The organism is Arthrobacter sp. CAN_A214 (assembly GCF_015751955.1).
GTDB lineage: Bacteria > Actinomycetota > Actinomycetes > Actinomycetales > Micrococcaceae > Arthrobacter_D.
The window spans coordinates 1-24,444 of the sequence record NZ_JADOUU010000027.1 but is presented as its reverse complement, the minus strand read 5'-3'; the positions used below and the strand labels follow the sequence as shown (position 1 = coordinate 24,444).

Annotated in this window: 21 protein-coding genes and 1 pseudogene; 17 read left to right on the top strand and 5 right to left on the bottom strand. The window is 60.6% G+C overall.

From position 1 onward, the window contains the following. From IWX65_RS15100 to IWX65_RS18090, 3 genes are all read left to right on the top strand, one after another. On the top strand, positions 1-513 hold a 513-nt coding region (locus IWX65_RS15100; RefSeq protein ID WP_196884114.1), incomplete at its 5' end, for a transposase. A gap of 408 nt (positions 514-921) precedes the next feature. Then, positions 922-3,222, top strand: coding sequence for an SEL1-like repeat protein (locus tag IWX65_RS15095; protein ID WP_196884112.1), 2,301 nt, complete (start codon positions 922-924; stop codon positions 3,220-3,222). A gap of 548 nt (positions 3,223-3,770) precedes the next feature. Next, entirely contained in the window at positions 3,771-3,956 is a 186-nt protein-coding gene (locus IWX65_RS18090) for a recombinase family protein (RefSeq protein WP_442859206.1), read from the top strand. Here the strand turns inward: IWX65_RS18090 and IWX65_RS15085 are convergent. Further along, positions 3,899-5,165, bottom strand: a pseudogene (locus IWX65_RS15085) (IS110 family transposase). The gene IWX65_RS18090 and the pseudogene IWX65_RS15085 overlap by 58 nt on opposite strands. 205 nt (positions 5,166-5,370) lie before the next feature. Beyond that, entirely contained in the window at positions 5,371-6,132 is a 762-nt protein-coding gene (locus tag IWX65_RS15080) for a FadR/GntR family transcriptional regulator (RefSeq protein ID WP_196884110.1), read from the bottom strand. 176 nt (positions 6,133-6,308) lie between these two features. On the opposite strand from IWX65_RS15080, the gene IWX65_RS15075 reads away from it, so the two are divergent. Genes IWX65_RS15075 through IWX65_RS15055 form a run of 5 tightly spaced genes read left to right on the top strand, consistent with a single transcriptional unit; the run spans position 6,309 to position 12,985 of the window. Continuing rightward, a complete protein-coding gene (locus tag IWX65_RS15075; protein WP_196884109.1) occupies positions 6,309-7,826 on the top strand; it encodes an ABC transporter substrate-binding protein in 1,518 nt (505 codons plus the stop codon). A gap of 40 nt (positions 7,827-7,866) precedes the next feature. Then, positions 7,867-8,814, top strand: a complete 948-nt coding sequence (locus IWX65_RS15070) for an ABC transporter permease (protein ID WP_196884107.1) — start codon at positions 7,867-7,869, stop codon at positions 8,812-8,814. Between the two features lie 49 nt (positions 8,815-8,863). Beyond that, positions 8,864-9,736 (top strand): ABC transporter permease, encoded by an 873-nt coding sequence (locus tag IWX65_RS15065; RefSeq protein ID WP_196884122.1) that lies wholly within the window; start codon positions 8,864-8,866, stop codon positions 9,734-9,736. A 2-nt stretch (positions 9,737-9,738) separates the two neighbouring features. Further along, positions 9,739-11,547 (top strand): dipeptide ABC transporter ATP-binding protein, encoded by a 1,809-nt coding sequence (locus IWX65_RS15060; protein ID WP_196884105.1) that lies wholly within the window; start codon positions 9,739-9,741, stop codon positions 11,545-11,547. A 28-nt stretch (positions 11,548-11,575) separates the two neighbouring features. Then, positions 11,576-12,985, top strand: a complete 1,410-nt coding sequence (locus IWX65_RS15055) for an amidase (protein WP_196884103.1) — start codon at positions 11,576-11,578, stop codon at positions 12,983-12,985. Here the strand turns inward: IWX65_RS15055 and IWX65_RS15050 are convergent. The 3 genes from IWX65_RS15050 to IWX65_RS15040 are packed head-to-tail and all read right to left on the bottom strand — an operon-like array spanning position 12,974 to position 15,997. Beyond that, entirely contained in the window at positions 12,974-13,777 is an 804-nt protein-coding gene (locus IWX65_RS15050) for a FadR/GntR family transcriptional regulator (RefSeq protein WP_196884101.1), read from the bottom strand. The genes IWX65_RS15055 and IWX65_RS15050 overlap by 12 nt on opposite strands. Further along, on the bottom strand, positions 13,749-14,522 hold the full coding sequence (locus tag IWX65_RS15045; protein ID WP_196884099.1) for an SDR family NAD(P)-dependent oxidoreductase: 774 nt from the start codon (positions 14,520-14,522) through the stop codon (positions 13,749-13,751). The genes IWX65_RS15050 and IWX65_RS15045 overlap by 29 nt, the downstream gene beginning before the upstream one ends. Before the next feature lie 26 nt (positions 14,523-14,548). Further along, positions 14,549-15,997 (bottom strand): aldehyde dehydrogenase family protein, encoded by a 1,449-nt coding sequence (locus IWX65_RS15040; RefSeq protein ID WP_334683901.1) that lies wholly within the window; start codon positions 15,995-15,997, stop codon positions 14,549-14,551. 224 nt (positions 15,998-16,221) lie between these two features. On the opposite strand from IWX65_RS15040, the gene IWX65_RS15035 reads away from it, so the two are divergent. The 9 genes from IWX65_RS15035 to IWX65_RS14995 all read left to right on the top strand — a co-directional run bounded on the left by IWX65_RS15035 (position 16,222) and on the right by IWX65_RS14995 (position 24,287). Further along, complete coding sequence (locus IWX65_RS15035; RefSeq protein WP_334683900.1) at positions 16,222-16,869, top strand: GntR family transcriptional regulator; 648 nt, start codon at positions 16,222-16,224, stop codon at positions 16,867-16,869. Further along, a complete protein-coding gene (locus tag IWX65_RS15030) occupies positions 16,866-18,005 on the top strand; it encodes a 3-isopropylmalate dehydrogenase (protein ID WP_196884097.1) in 1,140 nt (379 codons plus the stop codon). Before IWX65_RS15035 ends, IWX65_RS15030 begins: the two co-directional genes overlap by 4 nt. 59 nt (positions 18,006-18,064) lie before the next feature. Next, a complete protein-coding gene (locus IWX65_RS15025; protein ID WP_334683902.1) occupies positions 18,065-18,322 on the top strand; it encodes a recombinase family protein in 258 nt (85 codons plus the stop codon). A gap of 484 nt (positions 18,323-18,806) precedes the next feature. Beyond that, positions 18,807-19,562: a GntR family transcriptional regulator gene (locus IWX65_RS15020; protein WP_334683899.1), complete on the top strand. Its 756-nt coding sequence runs from the start codon at positions 18,807-18,809 to the stop codon at positions 19,560-19,562. Beyond that, the gene (gene atzF / locus IWX65_RS15015; protein WP_196884095.1) at positions 19,559-21,277 is read left to right on the top strand and encodes an allophanate hydrolase; all 1,719 of its coding nucleotides are present in this window, start codon (positions 19,559-19,561) and stop codon (positions 21,275-21,277) included. The genes IWX65_RS15020 and atzF overlap by 4 nt, the downstream gene beginning before the upstream one ends. A 191-nt stretch (positions 21,278-21,468) precedes the next feature. After that, positions 21,469-22,278: an ABC transporter substrate-binding protein gene (locus tag IWX65_RS15010; RefSeq protein ID WP_334683898.1), complete on the top strand. Its 810-nt coding sequence runs from the start codon at positions 21,469-21,471 to the stop codon at positions 22,276-22,278. 2 nt (positions 22,279-22,280) lie between these two features. Then, positions 22,281-23,195, top strand: coding sequence for an ABC transporter permease (locus IWX65_RS15005; RefSeq protein ID WP_196884074.1), 915 nt, complete (start codon positions 22,281-22,283; stop codon positions 23,193-23,195). Positions 23,196-23,224: 29 nt separating this feature from the next. Further along, positions 23,225-24,028: an ABC transporter ATP-binding protein gene (locus tag IWX65_RS15000; protein WP_196884072.1), complete on the top strand. Its 804-nt coding sequence runs from the start codon at positions 23,225-23,227 to the stop codon at positions 24,026-24,028. Between the two features lie 79 nt (positions 24,029-24,107). Next, the gene (locus IWX65_RS14995) at positions 24,108-24,287 is read left to right on the top strand and encodes a hypothetical protein (protein WP_196884070.1); all 180 of its coding nucleotides are present in this window, start codon (positions 24,108-24,110) and stop codon (positions 24,285-24,287) included. Positions 24,288-24,444 lie beyond the last annotated feature (157 nt).

Here is a 24,444-nt window from a genome sequence, read left to right as displayed (position 1 = left end):
GATTCATGCCGCCGGCGGGTTCAGCAACAGACATGCGGGCACCGTGGACGGGCCGGCGACCCGCTGTATTCGGCCCGGCTGACCCTTCATACCGGCGCGGACCTGCTCACTGACAAGCAACGTCAACGCCTTGAATCCCTGTTCTCTACCGATACGCATGTCGAAGTCGAAGCCAGCTGGGGAATCTACCAACGCATGGTTGCCGCCTACCGCGAACCAGACCGACCCAAAGGGCGTGAGCTGATGCAAGAAGTCATCAAATCAGTCAGCACCGGCGTTCCCAACGCGCTCACTGAGCTCAGAACACTCGGGCGGACCCTCAACCGCCGGGCAGCAGATGTGCTGGCCTACTTCGAGCGACCCGGCACATCCAACGGCCCTACTGAGGCCATCAACGGACGGCTCGAACACCTCCGCGGATCCGCTCTCGGCTTCCGGAACCTCACCAACTACATCGCCCGGTCACTGCTGGAATCCGGCGGATTCAGACCGAAACTACACTCTCAATTCTGAAGAGCCGCTTTTCAGCCCTGAGTGCCTCGATCTCGACTTCGACCTCAACAGCTGATCATTACGCCCGGAAGGCGCCGTCATCGTCGCTGTTCTTATGCTTCAGTAAAGGATCCTTCAGCGGCAACACTGGCGGCAAGTCTCAAATAGAACTTCTAAGTTTGGTCAAGCAATCAGGCTGATCATTGGCTCGGTGACAGTTGGCGGAACGAGGCCTTCACGCCAGTGTCACGGGACGTCCACATAGACTTCTCTAGGGACAATTGCCGGACAAATGGGTGGAAGGGAAGCGCTTTGGTATCGGAGTGGAAGTCGCGAAAGCGCCGAGAACTTAAGTGGTGGTTTCCGGCTTCTGCCGTTGCGTGGGGCGCGCTAGCCATTTTTCTGGGAAGCGTTGGTTGGAGCCCCTGGGTGGTGGTGCCGCTTGGCATTGTAGGTGTAGCTGGTCTCGCGATCGGTCCCTTCCTGAAGGAGAAGGCGAAAGTCAAGGATGCTTCCGTGGCTACGCGCCGGCAATTCATGCTGACTAGGGGGTCTGGATCAGCGCTGGCGCCTCTCGCGAATGAGGTTCCGCTCAACACATGGCGTGTACACCAATCGCGGATCGAAGTTCCGTACCTACGCAGGGATGCCGAAGAGCAGTTCATCACAGCCGTGAAGAACTCGGAGCCTGTTCTCGTGTTGGGCTCGTCGATGGCTGGGAAGACTCGTATGGCTGCACAGCTGATCAAGGAGAACTTCTCAGACACTAGGGTGTTCATACCAGATGCCCCTGACGGCGTTTCGAATATTCTTAATGTAGGCGATATACCTTCACGCCACATTATTTGGCTGGATGACCTAGACAGATATCTTCGGGATCCCAAGGACCTGAAGGCGAGGTGGATCCAGGAGCTTCGAAGCAACGGAAACATCCTCGTGGCGACCATGAGATCGACATCCTATGAGTCCTTCATGCCTAACAGTGATGAGCAATCGAAATCTGGTTGGGACACGTTGCAATGCTTCACGAAGATTTATCTAACTGACGACACAGCTGAGAGCGTCAGGCTGGCGAACTCCAGCGGAAATCCTGAACTGAGCATGGGCATTATGAATTACGGTTTGGGTACGTATCTCGGAGGGGGATACCTCGCTGTGGAGCGCTTAGAAGCAGGTCGCTCGACTAAACCAGTCGGAAGAGCTTTCGTGCTTGCCGCAATCGATTGGCAACGTGCTGGCGTTACCGATCCCATCCCTCGAGGCACCGCTGAAAACCTCGTGCACGCTTATTTGGGCAGTACTCAATCTCGAGTCACTTCCTCAGGAATCACGGAGGGCCTAGCCTGGGCCACTGATAAGGCCGGCGGCGGGGGGCTTTTCGGACTTGTTGAAGAGACAGATGAGGGTTGCCTCCGTCCCTTTGATTACTTGGTCGACTTCGTGTCTTCAACCAACACTCCCATTCCGTACTCGCTATGGCTGGCCGTGGAGCAATGTGTTGCTTCAGGGTCGCAGCTGAACCGGGCTGGGGTCATCGCAGAAGCCTCCGGCCAGTTTCCGAGCGCGGCAATTCTGTTTGAACGCGCGGCTATGCAAGGAGATCTGGATGGAATGCATAACTACTCAATCAGTCTGGAACGACAGGATCAGATCGTCGAGGCGATGAAATGGGATCAGAAGGCGGCGGATGCCGGCAACTTCCAAGCCCTAACTGGTCTTGCTGTTAAGATGCTTCGCTCAGGGGAGCAAACCGATGATGCATTGAGGATGCTTCGCGAAGCAGCAGACGCTGGTGATGGTTCAGCGATGGCCAATCTAGGCGTGGTGTTCCTGGAGAGGGGCCAAACTGCCGAAGGATTCGAATGGTACAGGCGAGCTGCAGAGGCAGGCAGTGCGCTAGGCATGGTGAATTACGGGATACAGCTAGAGCGTCAAGGTGACGAATCGGCTGCAAAAGCTTGGTATCAGCGTGCAAAAGACCAAGGGGATGCTTCCGGAGCCGCTCATTTCCAACTGTCGATACTTGCGGACAAGCGAGGCAATAAGGATGAAGCAGACCGACTTTTGAGGGAAGCGGTAGTCAGGAGGAATCCCACAGCAATGGGCAGGCTTGGAATGATTCTGGCAGACCAGGGGCGACACAATGAGGCAAAGACACTGTTCGAAGGAGCCGCACAAAGAGGAGGCGCAGTTGGGCTTGCAATGGTTGGAAGGGACCTCGCTGATCAAGGCAAGTATCCCCAGGCAGAACAAAATTTCAAGAGAGCGATCGCCCAAGGGCTACACGGGGATGTCACTGATCTAGGCGTCATGTACGCAAATACTGGCCGTATTGAGGAGGCCAAGGAACAGTATATGGTGGCAATCTCGGCCAACGATGACAATGCGCTTCGAAATTATGGTGGACTTCTTATCCACGAGAACAAACTTGCTGATGGTGAGGAAATATTCCGACGAGCAGCCGCTAACGGTTCTCCTATGGGGATGTATTTTACAGCCGAGGTCTTATTTGCTGGAGGAAAAGCGGATGATCAAGCCGAAGCGTTCGTCCTACTTGAGCAAGCAGCGAACTTGGGCAATCTAGATGCCCTCTGTGAATCTGGGAGGAGGGCCGCTGATGAAGGGGATTTGGAGAAAGCACGGCTTTTATTGAGAAAAGCTGCGGATGGTGGTCATACTTACGCATCCGAGTGCCTCAGGCTGATCGAGTCGCATGGCGGCGAGGTTTAACCAGGCCTCTCACTTATGAACAGACCGCCTTAACGGATGTCCTTCTCACATGGTTACTGCCGTGTGAAGCCCTCTGGCGGTCGTGGGTAGAAGTGCTCGGTGGGGCGCGAAGATCATGAGGCCGTAGATCGTGATGCATCACCAAGCGCGTACTGCTGTGAATGCCTCGTGCTCTTGACCGCCAGTCGGAAATCGGCGCGTTTTGATACTCACTTATGACGTCCGCAAGCCGGTCCTTCGACGTTCATCCCCTAGCTGCAGTCCTGACGTGCGCCAGCACTGCAGTGCGAAGCGGGCGTTTGACGCCGACGATGAACGTGTACGGAAAGGTGCCATATACGTACGCCGAGGGAAGTCTCCTGCCGCTGGCTGGCTGTCCAATCAAAGGATCCTTAGACCGGACGAAGGGGAGGCCTCGGCGGCGGATCCGGGGACCCCCGTATTCGCGGCAGTTCTCGCGTCTGCGCGTCGTCTCAGCAATGTGTCTCACGCGGAGTATTCTCAATAAAGCAGAAGAAGGCCTTTAATGAGCGTGAGGGAGGGTCGGGATGGGAAGTATCGGGTATGCAAGGGTCAGCACGCTGGAGCAGAACGCTGACCTGCAGCACACCGCACTCCGAGCGGCGGGCTGCGACCGGATTTTCACCGACCACGGGGGGTGCCTCTATGGTTTTCGTCAAGCGGCTGTGGCTAGGCGCGGTTCGTATAAGGTTCCATCTCTGAGCATGGCGTAGAGGGTGTCGCAGCGGCGGCGAGCCAGTGCAATCAGCGCTTGGTTATGGCGTTTGCCTTCGGCCCGTTTCCGGTCGTAGTAGGCCCTGGACGGTGGGTCTTTCAGCGCCGCGAAAGCGGAAAGGAACAAGGCTCGTTTGAGGATCTTGTTTCCTTTGCGTGACGGGTGGTCCCCGCGGATGGATGTTCCGGACCGCCAGGTCACTGGGGCGAGGCCGGCGTAGGAAGCCAGATGTCCGGCAGATGCGAAGTCTTTCCCGACGATTTCGGTGAGGATTCGTGCCGCAGTCCTGACGCCGACCGCCGGGAGCGATGTCAGGACCGGGTGAAGAGAGTGGGTCTCCACGAGGGCTTCGACCTGGGCGAAGACAAGGTCCCGGGATTCGCGGATGTCAGCGAGCATCCTGGCCAACTGAGGTAACACGAGGGTTGCCGCGTTCGTCCCCACGACGGTGACTGTTTGCTGATTCAGGGCGCTGATGATGTCCGCTGCGAGGCGTTCACCCATTCTGGGTGCTTGCTTTGTCAGTCGGTTCCCGATCCGGCGTAGACCGGCGTGGCGTAACGCTTCGGGGGTAGGCCAAGTACGAAGCAAATCCAGCACGGCAGGTGATCCAGGCGGGGGCCAAGGACTCGTTCCAGGGCAGGATGAATCTGCGTCAACAACCCCCGGATCCGGTTGGACGTGGCGGTGGCTTGTTTAGCCAGGTCGTCGTCAAAGCCGCAAAGCATCGTTAGTTCAGCGAGCTGTTCGTCGGCGACCTGGATCGATCGCAGCGTGTGGGGCATGGTCCGGGCCGCTTTGGCGATGATGAACGCGTCCCGGGCATCGGTTTTCGCTTCACCCGGATGCAGGTCAGCGATCCGACGCATCGCCAACCCGGGCAGGTAGCCGACTGTGACGTCGGCGGATTGGGCCACCGCGACGGGGAGCGCCCCGATCGTGGCCGGCTGGTCAACTACCAGCAGCAGGCTGCCGTGTCGTTTCAGCGCGTCGAGGATTTCGCGTAAGCGGGCCTCATCATTGGGCAGAGCTTTATCGAAGAGCTTCTTCCCGGACCGGTCCAGAGCAACAGCATGATGTGCGCCTTTGCCGACGTCCAGACCGATGAACACATCAATGTTTTCGTGGTTCCCAATCACCTTTTTCCTCCTGGTCGCAGCACCTGAAATTCCAATGCTGGACTGTCCACGGTGTCAGAGCCCGGCATCCACGTTACGCACGACCTTCGGTCCGTCCTGCCTCTATCAGCGGTCTCTCTGGCACCTACCAACCCCGGTGACAACACTCCCCGGATCATGAGTAACTGGGGGCGGAAATCATGCCGGGGCCAGCAGGCCAGCACACCCATATCCTGCAACAGGAACGGGCTACGAAAAAGGTAACGGGGGCACCGGAAGGGGAATTGGCGTGTTTTACGTCAGCTCAGGAGCGAGCGCCTTCAACCCCCTGATGCCCTCCTCGTCCAGATATTCTGCAAAGTATCGTGAGATGGCGCTCCGGGCCGTGTCTCCGGCGGCAACACTGTCACCGGATGCAATAGCGCTGTAGATGGCACGGTCCCGTTCGACGGAATCCCGCATGGCGCCGGCAGTGTCAGCAGAGCGTTCCATACGCTCGTTCATCAGGTTCAAAATCGAACCCGAGACCGCTTGCCCGCAGACCCTCAAAAGATCGTTATGACTTGCTTCCCAGATGGAGGCATGGAAATCAAGGTCTGCACGATTGAAGCTGTCGGAGCCGTTAGCTACCTCGGCCTCCATCCGCTGAACGGCGTTTTGCATCTTTTTGAGCTGCTCCTCATTTCGCAGCACCGCTGCCAGCTGACAGGCGGAGCTTTCGAGGACTATGCGGAACTGTACGAGTTCAGTCAGTGAAAGCGATGCAATCCTGGCCATGATGGCGAAGGACCTACCCAACGGCTCTGAGGACATCGACAACACCTCGGGACCGCTGCGGCTCCCCGGTTTGGAGGCGATGAGTCCGAGGCTCTGGAGTACCCGCAATGCCTCGCGGACCGTGGGGCGGCTGACGGAGAACTGCACCATCAATTCGCGTTCGCTCGGCAGGTGTTGGCCGGGTGTGATTTCTCCGGACACGATTGCCCGCTCAATCTGTTCGACAACCCGCTCGTAGGTGAGAACGGGAACGGCGCGGCTGAAGCTCACTTTGCTCATGCGATACCTTTTGTTGCGGATCAGGGGCTCGAAGGGCCAGCCTAACGCCGGATAGTTGGAAAGCGCAGGAGCAACTAACTGGTCCGACCAGTTTACTTGGTAGAAATAGAGGGGGTCTATGTTGTTAGATGGATCACACCGACGGAGTGCACCGCAGTCAAACCGATGGAGACCCTATGCGCCGCTTGAAAAGCACGGCCCGTGTTGTAGTTCTGTTTACAACGGGAACGCTCGCCCTTTCAGCCTGTTCTGCAGGATCTACATCCACGGAAACAGCGAATGCCGACACCAGCTCCATCACAGTTGCCTTGACAGGCGAGCCGACCAACCTCGACTTCACCACGACTGCCGGCGCTGCAATCCCGCAGGCACTGATGTCCAATGTCTATGAAGGACTGGTCCAGTTGGATCAGGAGGGTGAGATCGAGCCGCTGCTGGCTGAGTCCTGGGAGATCAGCGACGACAGAACCACCTATACATTTGCGCTTCAGGAAGGCGTGACATTCTCGAACGGCGAGGCGTTCACCGCGGAGGACGTCAAGTTCAGCATCGAGCGCGTGCAGTCTGATGCGTGGGCTTCCAGTCTCAAGGCGAAAATGAACGTGGTTGATTCAGTCAACGTCCTCAGCGACACCGAGGTGGAGGTGGTACTGACCCAACCGAGCAATGCCTGGCTTTTCGATATGGCTACCCTGGTGGGTGCGATGTTCGATCCCAGCGGTGTCGATGACCTGGCTAATACGGCGATCGGCACGGGTCCGTTCTCGATCGAGGCTTGGAACCGCGGCGAGTCCATCGACCTGGCCGCTCGTGAGGACTACTGGGGCGAGGCGCCGCAGGTGGAGACCGCAACGCTGCGGTACTTCGCTGACGCGATTGCCACCACCAATGCCCTGCGCTCCGGAGACGTGGACGTGGTGTACAACATGCAGGCACCCGAGTTGCTGTCCTCCTTCGAAAGTGACGATGCGTTTCAGGTTCTCGAAGGAACGTCCAACGGCGAAATAGTGCTGTCTATGAACAATGAAGTGGCACCATTCGACGATGTCCGGGTTCGACAGGCGGTCATGCACGCGATCGACCGGCAGGCCGTGATCGACACCGCCTGGAGCGGCTACGGCACCATGGTCGGTGCCGCCGTCCCTCCTACCGATCCTTATTACGAGGATCTCAATGACGTGTATCCCTATGACCCGGATGCTGCCCGCGCGCTCCTGGCGGAGGTAGGCATGGAGAATCTGGACATCACGTTCACCGTTCCCACCCGTCCTTACGCCACTGCTGTGTCCGAAATCGTGGTCTCGCAACTGGCCGAAGTAGGCATCAACGCTACAATCGAGTCCGCGGAGTTCCCAGCGGTCTGGCTGGACACCGTCTTCACGCAGCAAAACTACCAGATGTCCGTTGTGCTCGCCGTTGAAAGCCGCGATTTCCTGGCGATGTTCAACAACCCGGACTACTACCTGGGCTACGACAACTCCGAAATCGAAGGGCCTGCAGCCGAGGCGGACGCCGCGGACGAAGCAGGCTACGTCGAGGGAATGCAGGAGGTGGTCCGCACGGTCACCGACGACGCCGCGGCAAATGTCCTGTTCCTGTTCCCGAACATTGTGGTGGCGAAGGCCGGAGTCGACAACATTCCCGCGAACTCCGTCACTGAGGCGCTCGACCTGACGTCCATCGGCTGGAAATAACCACGAGGATCAGCGGGCACATTTAGAGGCAGGTTCATACGTGGCAATTCGGTTGCTGGTCAACGTCGTCAGGTTCATCGTCACCTATGTTGTGGCCACCGTGCTGGTATTCCTGGTGATGCGTGCAATTCCCGGTGATCCGGCGCAGGTTGCGCTGGGTGTCAACGCGACACCGGAACTGCTTGAATCAACCCGTAGGGAGTTCGGCACCGATCGGCCGCTCATTGTGCAGTACTTCGATTGGGTGGGCGGCCTCCCCTTTGGCGACTTCGGCACCTCCTACGTCACGCGTCAGGACATCAGCCCGTTGGTGGCCGATCGGGTCCAGGTCAGCCTAATCCTGGTGGTGCTCGCCATGATCGTGGCATTGCTGATTGCCATTCCGTTCGGCACGTTTGCCGCCGTCCGGCACCGGAATCCCAGTGGCATCCTCATCAGTGGACTGAGTCAGGTGGGCGTGGCTCTTCCCAACTTCTTGGCGGGAATACTGTTGGTGGTGGTGTTCGCCGTCGGGCTTGGCTGGTTGCCTGCCAACGGTTGGACCCCACCCGCCGAGGACCCCGGCGATTTCCTTCGCCGGGTGATCCTGCCGGTGGTGGCTCTTGCCTCTGTCCAGGGAGCTATCCTGACCCGCTACGTCCGCTCGGCTGTCCTGGAAGTGATGAGTGAGGACTACCTGCGAACGGCCCGGGCCAAGGGGCTCGGCAGAATGGAGGCTTTGGTTCGGCACGGGTTGCGTAACGCCGCTATTCCAGTGCTGACCGTGACCAGTGTCCAGTTGGCGGCACTGATCATCGGTGCCGTGGTGATCGAGCGGGTTTTCGTGATTCCGGGCCTCGGCTCGATGCTGCTGGACGCGGTGGGTAACCGTGACCTGCTCACGGTTCAGTCCGTGGTCATGGTGCTTGTCTCCATCACCCTGATCATCAACCTCGTGGTGGACATCCTCTACACCGTCCTGGATCCCCGTATCAGGAAGAAGGCCTAGCGTGACCGACTCCAGTCAACCCGAGCGCTTGACCGAACCCGTGCCGGGAATGGTTCCGGATCCTACACCGCAGGAGGCCACACAGCCGACCGCCGGACGCCGTCGGGGAAGGCCTTCGGTCACACTGATCATCGGCGGCGCACTGGTTGCCGTCGTCGTGCTGTCAGCTCTCGTATCCTTCTTCTGGACGCCGTATGATCCGGTGCAGGCATTCCCGGCAGATCGGCTGCAGAGCTCCAGCCCGGAGCACCTGATGGGTACCGACCGGTACGGACGCGATGTCTTCTCAGGCATTCTGTACGGCGCGCGTATCACCCTGCTGGTGGGGCTGATCGCCGTGGGTATCGCGCTGGTGATCGGCACGCCGTTGGGGATCCTCGCCGGCATGCGCGGCGGGTTCACGGAGGAAGTCAGTATGCGTGCCGCGGACATCCTGCTGGCCTTCCCCGCCCTGCTGGTCGCCATCATGTTCGGCGCTGTCTTCGGTGCCAGCACCACAACTGCCATGGTGGCCATCGGCATCGGTACCATTCCAGGCTTCGCCCGGGTTGCCCGCAGCGGCACACTTCAGGTCATGAGTACGGAGTACGTGCTGGCGGCGAAGGCCTCCAGCCAGAATGCCTTCCGGATCGCCGTCCGCCATGTCCTGCCCAACATCGCAGGAATAGTGGTGGTCCAGTGCTCGGTATCCTTCGCAATCGCCGTGCTGGCCGAAGCCGCCCTGTCCTTCCTGGGGCTCGGGACACCTCCACCGACGCCGTCCTGGGGGCGGATGCTGCAGGAATCCCAACAGTTCCTCGGCACGTACCCCATGCTCGCCGTCTGGCCGGGTATCGCCATCGCCATTGCCGTGCTGGGTTTCAACCTGCTGGGTGACGGCCTGCGCGACCGCTTCGATCCGAAGCTGAACGGAGAGCGCTAACCATGACTGTTCCCGAGTACACATCTGCGAGTCCGGTCACCGGACCACTCCTGCAGGTCGACGATCTGACCGTTGCCACCCGGCACCGGCCGCTGGTGGAGCGCTTCAACCTCAACATGAGCCGCAGTGAACGCGTGGGTCTGATCGGTGAATCCGGCTCCGGAAAATCGATGACCGCCACCGCACTGATGGGACTTCTTCCCGAGGGTGTCTCCGCTACCGGCTCCATACGGCTGGCCGGCCGGGAGGCCGATCTGGTGACGTCAACTGATCAACAACTGCGCCGGATCCGCGGCAATGACATGACCATGGTTTTCCAGGAGCCGCTGAGCGCGCTGAACCCGCTCATGAAGGTGGGGCCGCAGGTGGCTGAGATCATGCTCAAGCACAAGACCATTGCCGGGCGGGCCGCGGCCCGGGCGAAAGCCGTCGACATGCTGGCCAGCGTCCGGCTCCCCGACCCTGCGGAGGCGGCGCGCGCCTACCCGCACCAGCTATCCGGTGGACAGCGGCAGCGGGTCATGTTGGCCATGGCTCTGGCCAACGACCCCGCCCTACTGTTGTGTGACGAACCGACGACGGCCCTGGACGTGACAGTACAGCGTCAGGTTCTGGACCTGGTGCTGGAATCAGTCCAGCAACGCGGCACCGGCCTCCTGTTCATCACCCACGACCTCGCCGTTGTGGCGAACGTCTGCGACCGGGTGCTGGTCATGAACAACGGAGTGGTTGTGGAGGAGGGGGCCACCGAGGAAGTTTTCTCCCGTCCGCAGCACCCCTACACCAGGGGGTTGCTGGCTGCTTCCGACCTCGACGCCAGTGACAGCAACGGACGCCTGTTCACCGTGGCTTCCGCTTCCGCTTACGTGCCACCCTCTGTGGACAGGGACGACGCCGGACGGCAGGGTGCAGGAGCGCACCGCCCGGATCGTGCCCCTGCCGTGCCGGCCGAGGCAGCTTCAGCAGCCGAGCCGATCTCCGGCGTCGAACCCGTAATCAGCGTCGCGGACCTCACGCGTACCTATCAGCGCGGCCGGACGTCCCTGTTCGGCAAACCGACCGAGGTGCGGGCGCTGCGGGGGATCTCCTTCGATGTCATGCCCGGGCAACGATTCGGCGTCGTGGGGGAGTCCGGGTCCGGAAAATCAACCCTCCTCAGGATCCTTGCAGGATTGGACCAGCCGACGGCTGGAAGCGTCCGAGTGGTAGGCAATGAGGTGGCCGGCGCCAAGGAACGCGACCTGACGCAGCTCCGGCAGCAGCTTCAAATCGTCTTCCAGGATCCGATGGGGTCGCTGAACCCGCGGATGAGGGTGCAGGACATCATCGTCGAACCGCTGCGTGCTCCCGGGCAGAAACTGAACGCCACACGGCAGCGGAAGCTCGTGGCGGAGATGCTGGCCGCCGTCGGACTTCCCCAAGACGCTGCGGACCGCTTTCCGCACCAGTTCTCGGGAGGTCAGCGGCAGCGCATCTCCATTGCCCGTGCACTGGTCTGCGAGCCGCGGGTGCTGGTCGCGGATGAGCCGGTGAGTGCACTCGATGTGTCAGTCCGGGCGCAGGTGTTGAACCTGCTGTCGGACCTGGTGGACAAGTATCAGCTCACCCTGATTTTCGTTTCCCACGACCTGGGAGTGGTGCGCAGGATCTGTGACAACGTCGTGGTGATGAACCAGGGCGAAATCGTCGAAGCGGGCAGCACCGCCCAGATCTACGAGAACCCGCAGCACGAGTACACACGAACGCTTGTCAGTTCCTCCATGTCCCTGAGATCCGAGCTGGCTGCACGCGCTGCAGTCGCCTCCCGCTGACTCGCCCCGCTTGAAAGGCAGGTTACCCATGTCAGTCACACCGTCCAAGGAGCTTCACGGGCTCAGTGCACATGAACTCGGTGTTGCATATGCCTCTGCGCAGTTGTCCCCGGTGGACGTGGCCGAGGCTGTGATCGCACGCATCGAAGAGCGCGAGCCGGTACTAAACGCCTTCTACGTTTTCGACCCGGACGCTGTCCGGGCCGATGCAGTGGCAAGCCAGCAACGTTGGCGGGACGGCAACCAGCGCAGCAATCTGGACGGCGTGCCGGTGACGGTCAAGGAAAACATCGCCCGGGCCGGCGTGCCGATGCCCTCGGGCACAGCGCTACCCCATCCGAGGATCGCCGCTGCCAATGCTCCGATCACCAACCGCATCCTGGAGAGCGGGGCAGTGATTCTGGGGTCGACCACCATGCCGGACTGGGGAATGCTGTCTTCCGGCGTCTCAAGCCTCCACGGGGTGTCCCGCAGCGCCTGGAACCCGCACTGGACGACGGGCGGTTCCAGTGCGGGAGCCGGTGCGGCCGCTGCGGCAGGTTACGGGCCACTGCACGTGGGTACCGACATCGGCGGTTCCATCCGTCTGCCGGCAGGATGGCAGGGACTCGCAAGCCTCAAGCCCAGTGCCGGGCTGGTTCCGTTGGACGCGCCGTACAGGGGACGCGCTGCAGGGCCCCTGACCAGAGGTGTCACCGACTCGGCGTTGTTCATGGGCATCCTCAGCCAACCCGACATCCGCGACTACAGCACCCGCCCCTATCCGGCGCAGGACTGGAGCAACCTCAGCTGTGACGTCGGATCACTGCGCGTGGCACTACAGACCGAGGCCGGAACCGGAGCCCGGGTCGATCCGGAGGTCCTTGCGGCTGTCGAGGAAGTCGCCACGCTCTTCCAGGAGGCTGGTGCTCACGTCACGCGGATAGCCCCGTTCATCAACCAGGATATGCTGGACGGCCTCGACAATTTTTGGCGGACCCGCTCCTGGGCCGACTACCAGGGCCTGCCGGCGGATCACCAGGAGAAGGTGCTGCCCTATATTGTGCAATGGTGCAGCCGTGCAGCGGCTTTCAGTGGTGCCCAAACCATCCAAAACCTGCACTGCATCGATGAGATTCAGCGGGCAACTATCGCCGCTACCGCAGCGTACGACGTCGTCCTCTCGCCTGTGGCGCCGATGGTCGCCTTCCGGGCGGAGGAACCGATGCCGGTCAATGATCCCGATCAGACGATGGGGCACATCGGTTTCACCGTGCCGTACAACATGTCGGGACAACCTGCCGCAACGGTGAACTGCGGATTCAACTTCGAGGGGAAGCCGATCGGGGTGCAGCTGGCAGGCAGGGTGGGCGCTGACGCCCTGGTGCTGCGGGCCGCGGCGTGGTACGAAGCCGTCCGCCCCCAGGCGGCCGTACCGGATTGGACGTCACTGGACTGAACCAGCCGGGGTTCCGAAGGATGCCAGGGCTGCGACTGCAAGCCGGTCTGAATCGCCCAGCAGGTGCCCGTAGTACTCGAAGATGCTGCTGCGGGCCAGATGCTCAGCCACGTGGGCGTCCTGGCTTCTGATGGCTTCGAGAACTTCACGGTGATGGTGAAGCGTACGGTGCATGAGGACCCTGTCCTCGCTGCTTTCGCGGAGATAGCCCTTGATGAGGTCTTCAATGGATGCCCGTACGGCCTCGCCCGAGATCTGGATCATGGGGTTTCTGCTGATTCGCGCCACCACATCGTGGAAATTCAGGTCTGCCCGGCTGAACTCCTCGAGTCCCAGTTCCAGACACTGTGTCATCCGTGCCATAGCCTTCTCCAATTCCAAAAGGTCCCCAGCGGATCTCCTGGAAGCAGCGAGCGAGCTGGCAGCCGATTCCAGGGTCATACGGTATAGCAGCAGGTCCGCCAGGCTGCTCCTCGAAAAAACAGCCAGCTTGGTCATCAGCTTGCGCAGGGGGTCAGAGGTGGGAGGAAGGATGATCGCGCCGCGGGGATCGCCGGGCCGCGTGGAAATCACCCCGCTGCTCTCCAGGACGCGCATCGCCTCACGTATCGAGGACCTACTGACCGCGAAACGGTTGACCAGCTCACGTTCGCCCGGCAGCCGGTCCCCGGCCTTGAGGCTGCCCTGCAGGACGGACTGCTCCACATGGTCGACGACCATTTCGAAGGCGCGCGGAGTCCGTTGCTGTTTCCCGGTCACTGATTCAGGAGTTCGGGGGATCGAAACGGCCATCCACAGCAGTCCAGCCTCCGTCGACCATCAGCACGGAGCCGGTGACGAAGGTGGAGGCATGTGAAGCAAGGTAGACAACGGCGCCGGCCAGTTCTTCCGGCTTCGACCAGCGGCCGAGAGCACTCTTCTGCGCGTAGGCACTGTACCATTCCTGGTCATCCTTGATCTGGGAGGTAAGCGGCGTTTCCACTATTCCGGGTGCGATCACGTTGACACGTACGTTTGCCGGGCCGAATTCGGCTGCAGCAGTGCGTACAAGCTGCACCAGGCCTGCCTTGGTCGCCGCGTAAACGCTTTGTCCCGGCTCAACTGTGAATGCCCGGATGGAAGAAAACCCGATAATGCTGCCGCCGCCACGAAGTGCCATTTTCGGGGCGAAAGCCTGAATCAGGGCGAAAGACGACCGGAGATTCAGGTTCAGCACCCGGTCGAACTCATCCATGGTGTAGTCGACAATCCGCTTCCGGACGTTGGTGGCAGCAGTGAATACAAGTGCGGAAACATCACTGTACTCATCGGCGGCGGCCCGGATCGCTGCATGGTCCAGCACATCGAGCACCTTCGGGGTTGCAGCACCGCCGATCAGTGCCGCCGTGGCCCGGGCCGTTGTCTCGTCGCTATCTGCGCAGATGACGGACGCGCCGTGCGCAGCCAACGCGATTGCCGATTCGCGTCCTATGCCGCTGCCCGCACCGATCACAAGTACCCGACTGTCGGAGAATTGAAAAAGCTTTGAATAATCCATGTGCGGCCTTCTTCCTGTGGCGCTTGTCATGGCCGAATCATGGCCATACGGGTGACGGTATATTCTTCGATCGCGTATCGAGGGCCCTCCCTGCCGATACCGGAATCCTTCACACCTCCGTAGGGCATGATGTCGGAGCGGAATCCTGGAATCTCGTTGACCACCACGCCGCCAACCTCCAGCTGGTTGACGGCGGCGAATGCCGATTCAAGCGACTTGGTATAAATGGCGGCTTGCAGGCCGTACCTCGAACGGTTGACCAGTTCGATCGCTGTCTCAACATCCGGGACCCGTTGCAGGCACACCACCGGACCGAAGATTTCCTCGCACCAGAGATCGGCGTCGTTCGGGACGTCCGTCACGACCGTCGGATCCATTTCGTTACCCCGAGCTGAGCCGCCGGCGAGTACCCGCGCGCCACGATGGACGGCATCGTCGATCCATCCTGCAATTCTTTGGGCGGAACCGGTATTGATCACAGGAGCCAGCCGCGTGGATTCCTCCCTGGGATCGCCCGAAACAACGTCGCCCAGCCGCTCCAGGAGCCCGCGTTCGAACTCATCCGCGATCGAGTCGGCCAGGATCACCCGCTGCACCGAGATGCAGGCCTGACCATTGGCATAGAAGCCGCCGCGGATGACGGCGTCGATCGCTTCCTCCACTATTGCATCCGCTGCGACGATCAGACCTGTATTTGATCCCAGCTCAAGGATCACCTTCCGCGGTGCGGCATCCTTCGCGATACGGTGGCCAACTGCTGCCGAGCCGGTGAAGGAAACGACTGTGGCACGAGGATCGGCGACCAGTGTCTCACCGACATCCGCTCCGCCGGTGACCAGCTGAACGGCGGACTCGGCGACTCCATGGGTGGAAAGGACAGTGCGGATCAGATGAACCGCCCACAGCGTGGCCAATGGTGTATTCGGTGCGGGCTTGACGATGACCGGGCAACCGGCGGCTATGGCGGGGGCGATCTTGTGGCTGGCCAGGAGTAGTGGGTAGTTGAATCCGGCGATTGCGACGACTATCCCGGCCGGCCTGCGGGTCCAGTAGCCGATCATTCCCTCGCCTGCGGGCTGCAGATCCAACGGAACCGTCTCGCCGTGGGTGTGTGCCACAGCCTCGGCAGCGGCAGCCCAGGTGGTGAGCGTCCTTGTCACCTCGGTGCGGCAGTCCACCAACGGTTTCCCGGTTTCCAGTACCAGAAGCTCCTCGAACGCGCTTTGCCGCTCTGTGAGGGCGTCATGCACTGCCGTGAGAACGGCTCGCTTCCTGCCGGCGGAAAGCGCGGCGATGTCCCTCCTCACTTTTTCCGAAGCGTCCAGTGCCTTCAGAGCATGGTCGACCCCGCCGACGGGAGACTGCGCGACGACCGAGCCGTCAAAGGGAAAGACCACGGGAGACGTCTCAGTGCAGGAAACCCAACTGTTGCCTATGGGCAGACCGTCCGGGTAGTGATTTCGGTAAGGGGACACGACGATGGGTACTCCTGCAATCAGTAGCCTCAGGTAGTCAGACCAGTAATGCTCTCAAACTAGCTTTTCTCTTGGTGCGCGGTCAACGGTGTGGACATACTGGATTGAGTATTCACCTGAAACATTGACTTTTTCGCTGGCCAAGACGACAGTTGCTTTCGAGTTCAGAGGTCGGGATCCCGCCGCCTCCATCTGATTCGGTGAGAGGGAACCATGACGACGGAATGGCGCAGCAGTGTTTCCCTCGTAAACCAGACCGCTGCGCTGATCCGGGAGCGAATTTCTCCGGAAGCTATAGCCCCGGATCACGGCTCTCCCAAGCCATGCTTGCCGACGAACTCGGTATTAGCAGAACACCACTGCGGGAGGGGCTCCGCATCCTGGAGCAGGAGGGCCTCGTCACTGCCGGCGTTCGGGGAGTTGCAACGGTGTTCTCTCCCGGCATGCGGGAGATCAGCGAAATATTCGAGCTACGTGAAGCGCTGGAGGGAACATCCGCACCATTGGCCTGTTCGCGCATCACCTCCGAAATCCTGTCAGACCTAGATCAGGTGGTTGCGGATCAGCATCGGGCGCGGGAAAGCGGACAGTCCGAGCGCTTCCACCGGTTAGGACTCCATTTCCATACCCTATTGCTGGATGCGTCGGGCAACAGCAGAATTCGACGACAGCTGAGCGTTGTGCGCATGGGAGAGCAGCTTCTCGGCGTCGGCCCGATGACGGCGGGCACCGCGGGTGTTGCCACGGAGGAGCACGCCGCCATCGTGGACGCGGTCCGCCATTCAGACTCAGGGCGAGCAGAACAATCGGCGCGACGTCACCTACGAAGTGATCTGATGAATTTATCGAGAAGCCGGGGAGTTGCAGCATGAACACACATCGCATTGCCGTCATCAGTGGAGACGGCATCGGTCCTGAGGTGGTCGAGGCAGCGCTGGAAGTGCTCGCCGCTGCGGCATCCACCTACGGATTCACCACCGAGCTGCAGAAGATCCCGGCCGGCGCACAGCACTACCTCCGGACAGGTGAGCTGTGGACGCGTGAGCTTGAGGAGAACCTGCGCACCTACGATGCAGTGCTCTTCGGCGCGATGGGCGATCCGGCAGTGAAACCGGGAGTCTTGGAACGTGGCTTCATCCTGGCCATGCGCCAGGCATTTCAGCAGGCAGTCAACTTTCGGCCGGTCAAACTGTATCCCGGGGTGGCGACGCCGATAGCAGGCCTGACACCGGACCGCTGTGACCTGGTGATCATCAGGGAGAACACTGAGGGCGCCTACGTGGGGCGTGGCTCCACTGTCCACACCGGCACGCCCCATGCCGTCGCCGTGCAGGAATCAATCAACACCCGCGCCGGCATCGAACGCGTCGTCGACTATTCCTTCAGACTGGCGCAGCGAAGGCGCGGGCGGCTGACACTTGTCCATAAAAAGAACATCCTCATTGAAGCAGGAAACCTCTGGCAGGACACGGTGAACGATATCGCATCCCAATACCCGGCGGTGGAAGTCGACTATGTCCACGTCGATGCAATGTGCTTCCATCTGCCACTAACGCCCGAGCGCTTCGATGTGGTGGTCACGGACAATCTGTTCGGAGATATCATCACTGACCTGGGTGCCGTGATCCAAGGCGGTCTCGGCGTAGCGGCAAGCGCCAATCTTAACGTCGACGGAACAGCTCCGAGCATGTTCGAGGCAATCCATGGGTCCGCACCGGACATAGCGGGCAAAGGATGGGCGAACCCGACAGGCACGGTACTGTCCACGGCCATGTGCCTGGCTCACCTGGGCGAGAAAGACGCGGCCCTTGCTATCGAAGCGGCGACTGTCGAGGTACTGGCATCACTGCCTGCCCTTTCCGGTCCTGCCATGGGCATGAGCACTGCCGGAGTGGGCCGCGCCATCGCCGAGGCAGTCAGGAAAGGCGGTCCCTTCAGCCCTGTTCCCGGTCAGTCCGTCATCGAGGATCTGGCGAAAATGGCTACTTCAATGGCTCTTCATAATTGAGTGTGTTGTCGGGGTCTGAATCCTCCAGTTTCGAGGAGTGATCTAGCAACACCCGTGACCTGCTGGCTTTGATTGATGACCTGGAGCAGCGGGGTGTGCACTTCCGTAGCGTCACGGAGGGCATCAGTACGACCGGGTCGATGGGTAGGGCGATGCTCACGGTGATGTCTGCTTTCGCGCAGCTCGAGCGGGACCAGTTGGCGGAGCGGACCAGGGCGGGCATGGCCGCGGCCGCTGAAAACGGTCGGAAGGCCGGGCGGCGGGAGGTCACCGCCGACCATGCCAGGGCCAGGCGCGCTCGGGACCTGAAGGCGTAGGGGCTTTCGCTGGCTGATATCGGGAAGATCATTGGGGCGAGCCGTGCGACGGTGTACCGCTACCTGAGCATCAGCACCAACGACGCACCCTAAACGGGAACCGGGGCCGACACCGACCCCGCGCTTGTTCACCAAAAGTGGAGATTTGAGCGCAGGGAGTTCGGATTCCGGGGCGGTCGGCTTCGGACATCGACAGTAGCTGAGCATCCTTACCTGTTTGGTGCGCCTCGAGAGATCGTTGGACTTGGGTGCCTTGGCGAGTTCCGTGCTCCTGTAAACGAGTAGGTCAGTCCGCATTCGTTGGTGGCGTTCGGAGGGAATCAACGTGAACTGAGGTCCGCTGGGGAGTGTGGACTGAGCGGGTGGATCGTTTTGTGACGGATCTGGGTGATGAAACATGCCCGATTCAATCCTTTTACATGAGCGAAATTATTGATGGGGATTCAGCGACGGCTCGAAACATAGCCTCCGTAGGGTCGTCTTCATGCACACGACAATGTATACACCGCTGGATACAGGCGAAGCGGGCCGGGCCAAAGGTAACTCGTCTGTCCGTCGTTCCGGTGTCGAGATTTACAGCGCTCTTCAAGGGGAGTTGCGCTCTGGTCGTGTAACGGGTTGGGACCGCCTTTCGGAGGAACCACTGGCCGAACGGTTCGGGGTTTCCCGTACACCGGTGCGTGAGGCTCTTACCCGGTTGGTGTCCGAAGGGATCCTGGAGCGGCGCAACGGCGGCATCTACATGGCGTTGCCGAGCTTTGAAGAGTTGGCGGGTTTGTATGAGCTCAGGGTCACTCTGGAGCTGCGCGGTATTCAGCGGGCTCTTGATGAGAGCTTCAACGTGCACGATGCCGGCGTATTGGAGCGCGAACTCCAGCGCTGGTCCGACCTGGCGCAGGCCAACCCGAAACCCACCCCACGATTCGTCGCAGAAGACGAGCAGTTCCATGTGGTGCTTCTGGGATCTGCCGGCAACCCGGCGTTGACCGCGGCCTTGGTAACGGTCAACGACAAAATCAGGGCGGTGCGGATGTATGACTATCTGACCGCAGACCGGATCGACTCCACCATCCGGGAACATACCGAGATCCTGGAGTTGCTCCTGCAACGCAAGCTCCTCCCAGCTTATGAGGCGTTGCGGGAGCATATCGGCGCTTCCCAGGACGTGGTCATGGAGCGTGCTTCCCAGGCTTTCGCCAACCTCACCCTGATCAACATGTCGCGAGAGGACAACCGATGACTTTCCAGCTCCCCCCGCTCACCGTTGATCCCGTCGAACGTATAAAACAGGCCTATCGCAACATCGAGAACGCGGACCGGCCCGAAGTGTGGATTTACTTGCGCCCGGAATCAGCGGTTATCGCTGAAGCCCAACAGTTGAGGGAGACCTTCCAACGTCGATCAACACCCCCTTTATTCGGGGTGCTTGTCGCCATCAAGGACAATATTGATGTTGCCGGATTGCCTACCACGGCAGGGTGCCCCAGTTACTCCTATGTCCCTCGCTCCAGCGCCCCTGCCGTGCAGCTCCTGCTTGATGCGGGGGCGATCGTGGTCGGCAAGACGAACCTTGACCAGTTCGCCACAGGCCTTGTCGGTACCCGGAGCCCGTATGGCGCCGTCCGCAACGCCTATGAGCCCGAGCTGGTATCGGGAGGATCCAGTTCGGGGTCGGCCGTAGCGGTAGCGCTGGGACTGGTCGATGCGGCGCTGGGCACGGACACCGCCGGTTCCGGGCGGATCCCGGCAGCGTTCAACAGGATCTACAGCATCAAAGCCACGGTGGGCTACGTCCCCCTGGCCGGGGTGGTGTCCGCCTGTGCGTCCTATGACTGCGTCAATGTTTTCGCCCGGACCCTCAGCCTTGCCGGCGACATCACAGCAGTGATGGGGGCGCCGGAGCCAGGAAACTCCAGGGCCCTGCCCGCTACGTATCCTCTTGCGGCACGTCCTGACCCGGTCATCGCTGTTGCTTCGCTCGATCAGATGCCTCAGCTGCAGCCCAGCTGGAGGGACGCGTACAGCACCGCAGTGGCCAGGGCCGAGGCCTTGGGCTGGACGACGCGGACGGTGGACATCGCAGACCTGATCGATGTCGGCGCGCTGCTCTATTCAGGAGCGTTGGTCGCAGAAAGGCACGCAGCGGTCGGTGCCTTCGTGGAGGGTGGTTCACCTGATCTTGATCCAACGGTTGCAGAGATTATCGTGAACGCAGGCAAGCACAGTGCTTCAGCTCTAGCCTCGGATCAGGCGAAGGTCCGGGAATACACGACGCGCGCAGAGGATCTGCTCACTGGCGTTGATGCGTTGCTCTTACCAACAGCTCCCTTCCATCCCAGCATTGCCGTCGTGGAGGCTGATCCGATGGCGACCAACAGCCAGTTGGGGGTTTTCACCACCTTCCTGAATGTCCTTGATATGGCTGCCGTCGCCTTCCCCTCACCCGATGAGAAGTCATTCGGCTTGTCCCTCATCGGACGGGCCTTCGAGGACGAAGTACTCCTTGATCTCACCAGCCGGTTCACGGGACAGGCTCCCCCCTCTATGTCCATGTATCCCAGCTACGGCATCGGAGTCTTCGGAGCCCACATGCGGGGTGAGCCGCTCAACGAGCAACTGCTCGGGCTCGGCGCCGCCTACGCAGGGGATATCCGGACCGCCCCCGCATACCGTCTTCTGGCGCTGAGCTCGGACGACGCAGTGACGAAAGTAGCCCTTACCCCTTCAAGGGATGGACGAGCGGTAGACGGTGAACTCTGGCGCCTCAGCCCGGCGGGCCTTGGAGAACTCCTTGAGGCCGTCAAACGACCGCAGTCCCTGGGGAAAATTCTTACCGAGCAGGGCGACGAGGTGTCCGCGTTCCTGTGCGACAGCACAGTGAGCGCTACAGCCACCGACATCTCAGAATTCGGCGGGTGGAGAGCTTTCGCTAGCTCCCGCCTGGTCCATAACTAGTACTTCCCACACCCGAAAGGAACACTGTCATGCCACAGGTACGTCTTCTCAAGCAGGTAATAGCTGCCTCCTCCGTCTGATTCGCCTTCGCGCTCACCGGCTGCACTGGCGAGACATCTGCTCAGGCCGGCGAGGAGGGGGAAGTCATTCAGGTCGCAACCCTTCGTCAGCCGCACCTTTTCGCCCCGTACGTGTATCAGGATTTCGTTCCGGAAGGCACCACCATCGAGGTCGTGCCGATGACCGATTCGACCGCGATCAAAAACGCTGTCGTGAACGGTGACGTCGAGTTCGGAGTCCTGGGCGTGCCTTCGGTTCTGGCAGGTATCTCCCAGAACGAGGACATCAAGATCATCGCTTCCGCCGCCGACGGGGGAACAGGAATCGTCGGCAGCGAAGGGATCGAGGGGGTCGAGGGGCTGGCAGGGAAGAAGGTCGGCTACGTCCCCGGATCGTCTCAGGAAATCCTGCTGCGCCAAACCCTCGCCCAGGCCGGGATGGACGCCGACACCGACATCGAACTGGTGAACATCGGGTTCGCCGACATGCCTGATGCCCTCGAACGAGGGGACATCGACGCGTTTTCCAGTGCGGAGGTAGGACCGTCGATTGCCATCCTCAACGGAGCCCACAGCATCGTCTCCCCGTATGAGACTCCTATCGGGAAAGTCAATATCAGTCTGGCCACCACAAGCGCTTTGATCGAATCCGATCCCGAACTCGTCCAGCGCATCGTGGACACGCACGTCCAAGCCACCAGTCACCTCCTCGAAGACAAAGAAGCGTGGGCCTCCGGTGTCCAGTCCAACTTCAGTTTCGACGACGACGTGCTAGCCCAGGCACTGGACAATATCTGGCTGCGCACCGAAATCGGCGAGGACTACACTCGTCAGGTCACCGAACTCGGCGGACAGATGCTCGACCTTGGCACGCTCGAAGTGGAGCCGGACGCGAACAACATCTTCGACACCACCTTCATCGAAGCCAGCGAAGAGAAGTAGCCATGACCGTCACCTCACGAACCATTCCACAGCAAAGGAAAAAGAAGGTTCCCCTTCGCGGCACCACCACCCTCCAGGAACCCTCAACCGCCAGGAGAGAGAAGATTTCCGGGATGGCCCGCAAATTCCTCCTGGGCCTTCCCGTTCCCCTTCTGATCATCCTGTTCTGGGACCTCGGTGTCCGGCAAGGATGGACCTTGCCCTTCGACATCAGAATGTCTCAGGTGCCAGAACCACTGGAAGTCGGCCGCCGGCTGATCGACATTGCCTTCGGTGGCATCATCAACGATCCGTTCTCCGCACAACTGGCAAGACACACCTGGGCAAGCACCGTACGGGTCCTGTCAGGCTTCGTCATCGCGGCTGCAGTGGCGATACCCGTAGGCGTCCTGATGGGTCGGTCAAAACTACTTTCTTCCCTGCTTGATCCCACCATCAACCTGATACGGCCCATCCCGGTGACCGCGTGGGTACCACTGGCCCTCATTATCATCGGAATCGGTGACCGGTCAACCATCTTCCTGGTCTTCCTCGCCGCTTTCTTCCCCACCCTGCTCAACACCATCGCCGCAGTCCACCAGGTCCCCAACCGGCTTCTTGAAGCGGCCGCCATGCTCGGTACCCGTCCCGGCCACGAACTGTACAAAATCGTGATCCCCGCAGCCGCACCGGGCATCATCAGCGGTCTACGTATCGCGCTGGGCCTGTCCTGGGTCATCCTCGTCGTGGGTGAAACCACCGGAATCCGGATCGGGCTCGGCGCCATGATCAACGAAGCCCAGGAAGTATCCAAAACCGACCTCATCGTCGCCGGAATGATCTTCATCGGCTTCATGGGCTTCCTCACCGACCGGATCCTCGTCGGGCTCGTCAAAATTTTTTCCGGCCGGCGCCCCATCCTCGCCGCACACGCCTGACGATGCGCCCACCAACTCAAGGAACGAACATGCGAATTGAACCCGTCCCCCATGCAGCACGAGCAGGATCCATTTCGATAACCGGACTCGGCAAAAGCTACGGCAGAAGCATCTCGGCCATGAAAGACGTCAATCTCGACATCGCCTCCGGTGAGTTCGTCGCTATCGTCGGCGCCAGCGGCTGCGGCAAAAGCACGCTGCTGCGGATCCTGGCAGGTTTCGAGAAACCATCCACCGGAGAAGTGCTCGTCGAAAGGCAACCGGTCCAGGGTCCCGGCCCGGACAGGGGAGTCGTCTTCCAGGACTACGGATTGTTCCCATGGCTGACCGTCCGGGAAAATATCGCCTACGGGCCGAAGCAACAGCGCTACCCCTCCTCGACCGTCAAGGAAAGAACCGACGAATTCACCGACGTTGTCGGGCTCACCCGTTTCGCCGACAAGTTCCCTCACGAACTCTCCGGCGGCATGCAGCAAAGGGTCGCGATTGCACGAGTCCTGGCGAACCAGCCATCTGTCCTTCTCATGGACGAACCCTTCGGAGCACTGGACGCCCTGACCCGGTCCCAACTCCAGACAGAGCTCTCCCGTATCCACCGCCAAGTCGGAACCACGGTTCTTTTCATCACCCACAGCATCGAAGAAGCCGTGTTCCTGGCCGACCGCGTCGTCGTTATGGCCGGAGGCGCATCACACGGCGTACCAGGACACATCAAATCCATCATCGACATCAACCTCGGCCAGAACCGGGACGTGACCTCCGCGGAATTCAACATGCTCAAACGCGAAATATCCGAACTCGTCCATGAAGGCGTACAAGACGACGCAGCATAGGCCATCACCGGCCAGAGAGTCCGACGAGAAACAACGCGACCCGGACCGAGGAAGGCACCCCACTCTGGAAGGAAGCACCATGCCCGACAGGATAAAGAACCACTTCCTGAACTGCTTCACTTTCATCTCAGCAGGGACCGAATCAGGGCCACAGCACTGGTGGCTACTTCCCGGCGACTACCACTGCTACGACGCTTCCCCCGAAGACCCGGGAAGCAGTGACGGTGGGGCCGAGCACGACCAGAACCACGCTACGTAAACCCGCTCATGGATCCAGGGCGGGTAACAATCCACCAACATGCCTTAAGGTCAGCGATGCGTGGGACTGTCCGATAAACGGTGTGTGGGGTCCGGCGTTTTCATTAGTGGTTGGTTTTCTCGAACCGGCCCGCGAAGGTAATCGCGAACGCGTTCAG

Bases quoted from the DNA above. Each gene is read 5' to 3' on its own strand.
- IWX65_RS18090 (WP_442859206.1), top strand. From the start codon at position 3,771: ATGGGAAGTATCGGGTATGCAAGGGTCAGCACGCTGGAGCAGAACGCT.
- IWX65_RS15080 (WP_196884110.1), bottom strand. From the start codon at position 6,132: ATGAGCAAAGTGAGCTTCAGCCGCGCCGTTCCCGTTCTCACCTACGAG.
- IWX65_RS15075 (WP_196884109.1), top strand. From the start codon at position 6,309: ATGCGCCGCTTGAAAAGCACGGCCCGTGTTGTAGTTCTGTTTACAACG.
- IWX65_RS15065 (WP_196884122.1), top strand. From the start codon at position 8,864: ATGGTTCCGGATCCTACACCGCAGGAGGCCACACAGCCGACCGCCGGA.
- IWX65_RS15060 (WP_196884105.1), top strand. From the start codon at position 9,739: ATGACTGTTCCCGAGTACACATCTGCGAGTCCGGTCACCGGACCACTC.
- IWX65_RS15055 (WP_196884103.1), top strand. From the start codon at position 11,576: ATGTCAGTCACACCGTCCAAGGAGCTTCACGGGCTCAGTGCACATGAA.
- IWX65_RS15050 (WP_196884101.1), bottom strand. From the start codon at position 13,777: ATGGCCGTTTCGATCCCCCGAACTCCTGAATCAGTGACCGGGAAACAG.
- IWX65_RS15045 (WP_196884099.1), bottom strand. From the start codon at position 14,522: ATGGATTATTCAAAGCTTTTTCAATTCTCCGACAGTCGGGTACTTGTG.
- IWX65_RS15035 (WP_334683900.1), top strand. From the start codon at position 16,222: ATGGCGCAGCAGTGTTTCCCTCGTAAACCAGACCGCTGCGCTGATCCG.
- IWX65_RS15030 (WP_196884097.1), top strand. From the start codon at position 16,866: ATGAACACACATCGCATTGCCGTCATCAGTGGAGACGGCATCGGTCCT.
- IWX65_RS15020 (WP_334683899.1), top strand. From the start codon at position 18,807: ATGCACACGACAATGTATACACCGCTGGATACAGGCGAAGCGGGCCGG.
- atzF (WP_196884095.1), top strand. From the start codon at position 19,559: ATGACTTTCCAGCTCCCCCCGCTCACCGTTGATCCCGTCGAACGTATA.
- IWX65_RS15005 (WP_196884074.1), top strand. From the start codon at position 22,281: ATGACCGTCACCTCACGAACCATTCCACAGCAAAGGAAAAAGAAGGTT.
- IWX65_RS15000 (WP_196884072.1), top strand. From the start codon at position 23,225: ATGCGAATTGAACCCGTCCCCCATGCAGCACGAGCAGGATCCATTTCG.
- IWX65_RS14995 (WP_196884070.1), top strand. From the start codon at position 24,108: ATGCCCGACAGGATAAAGAACCACTTCCTGAACTGCTTCACTTTCATC.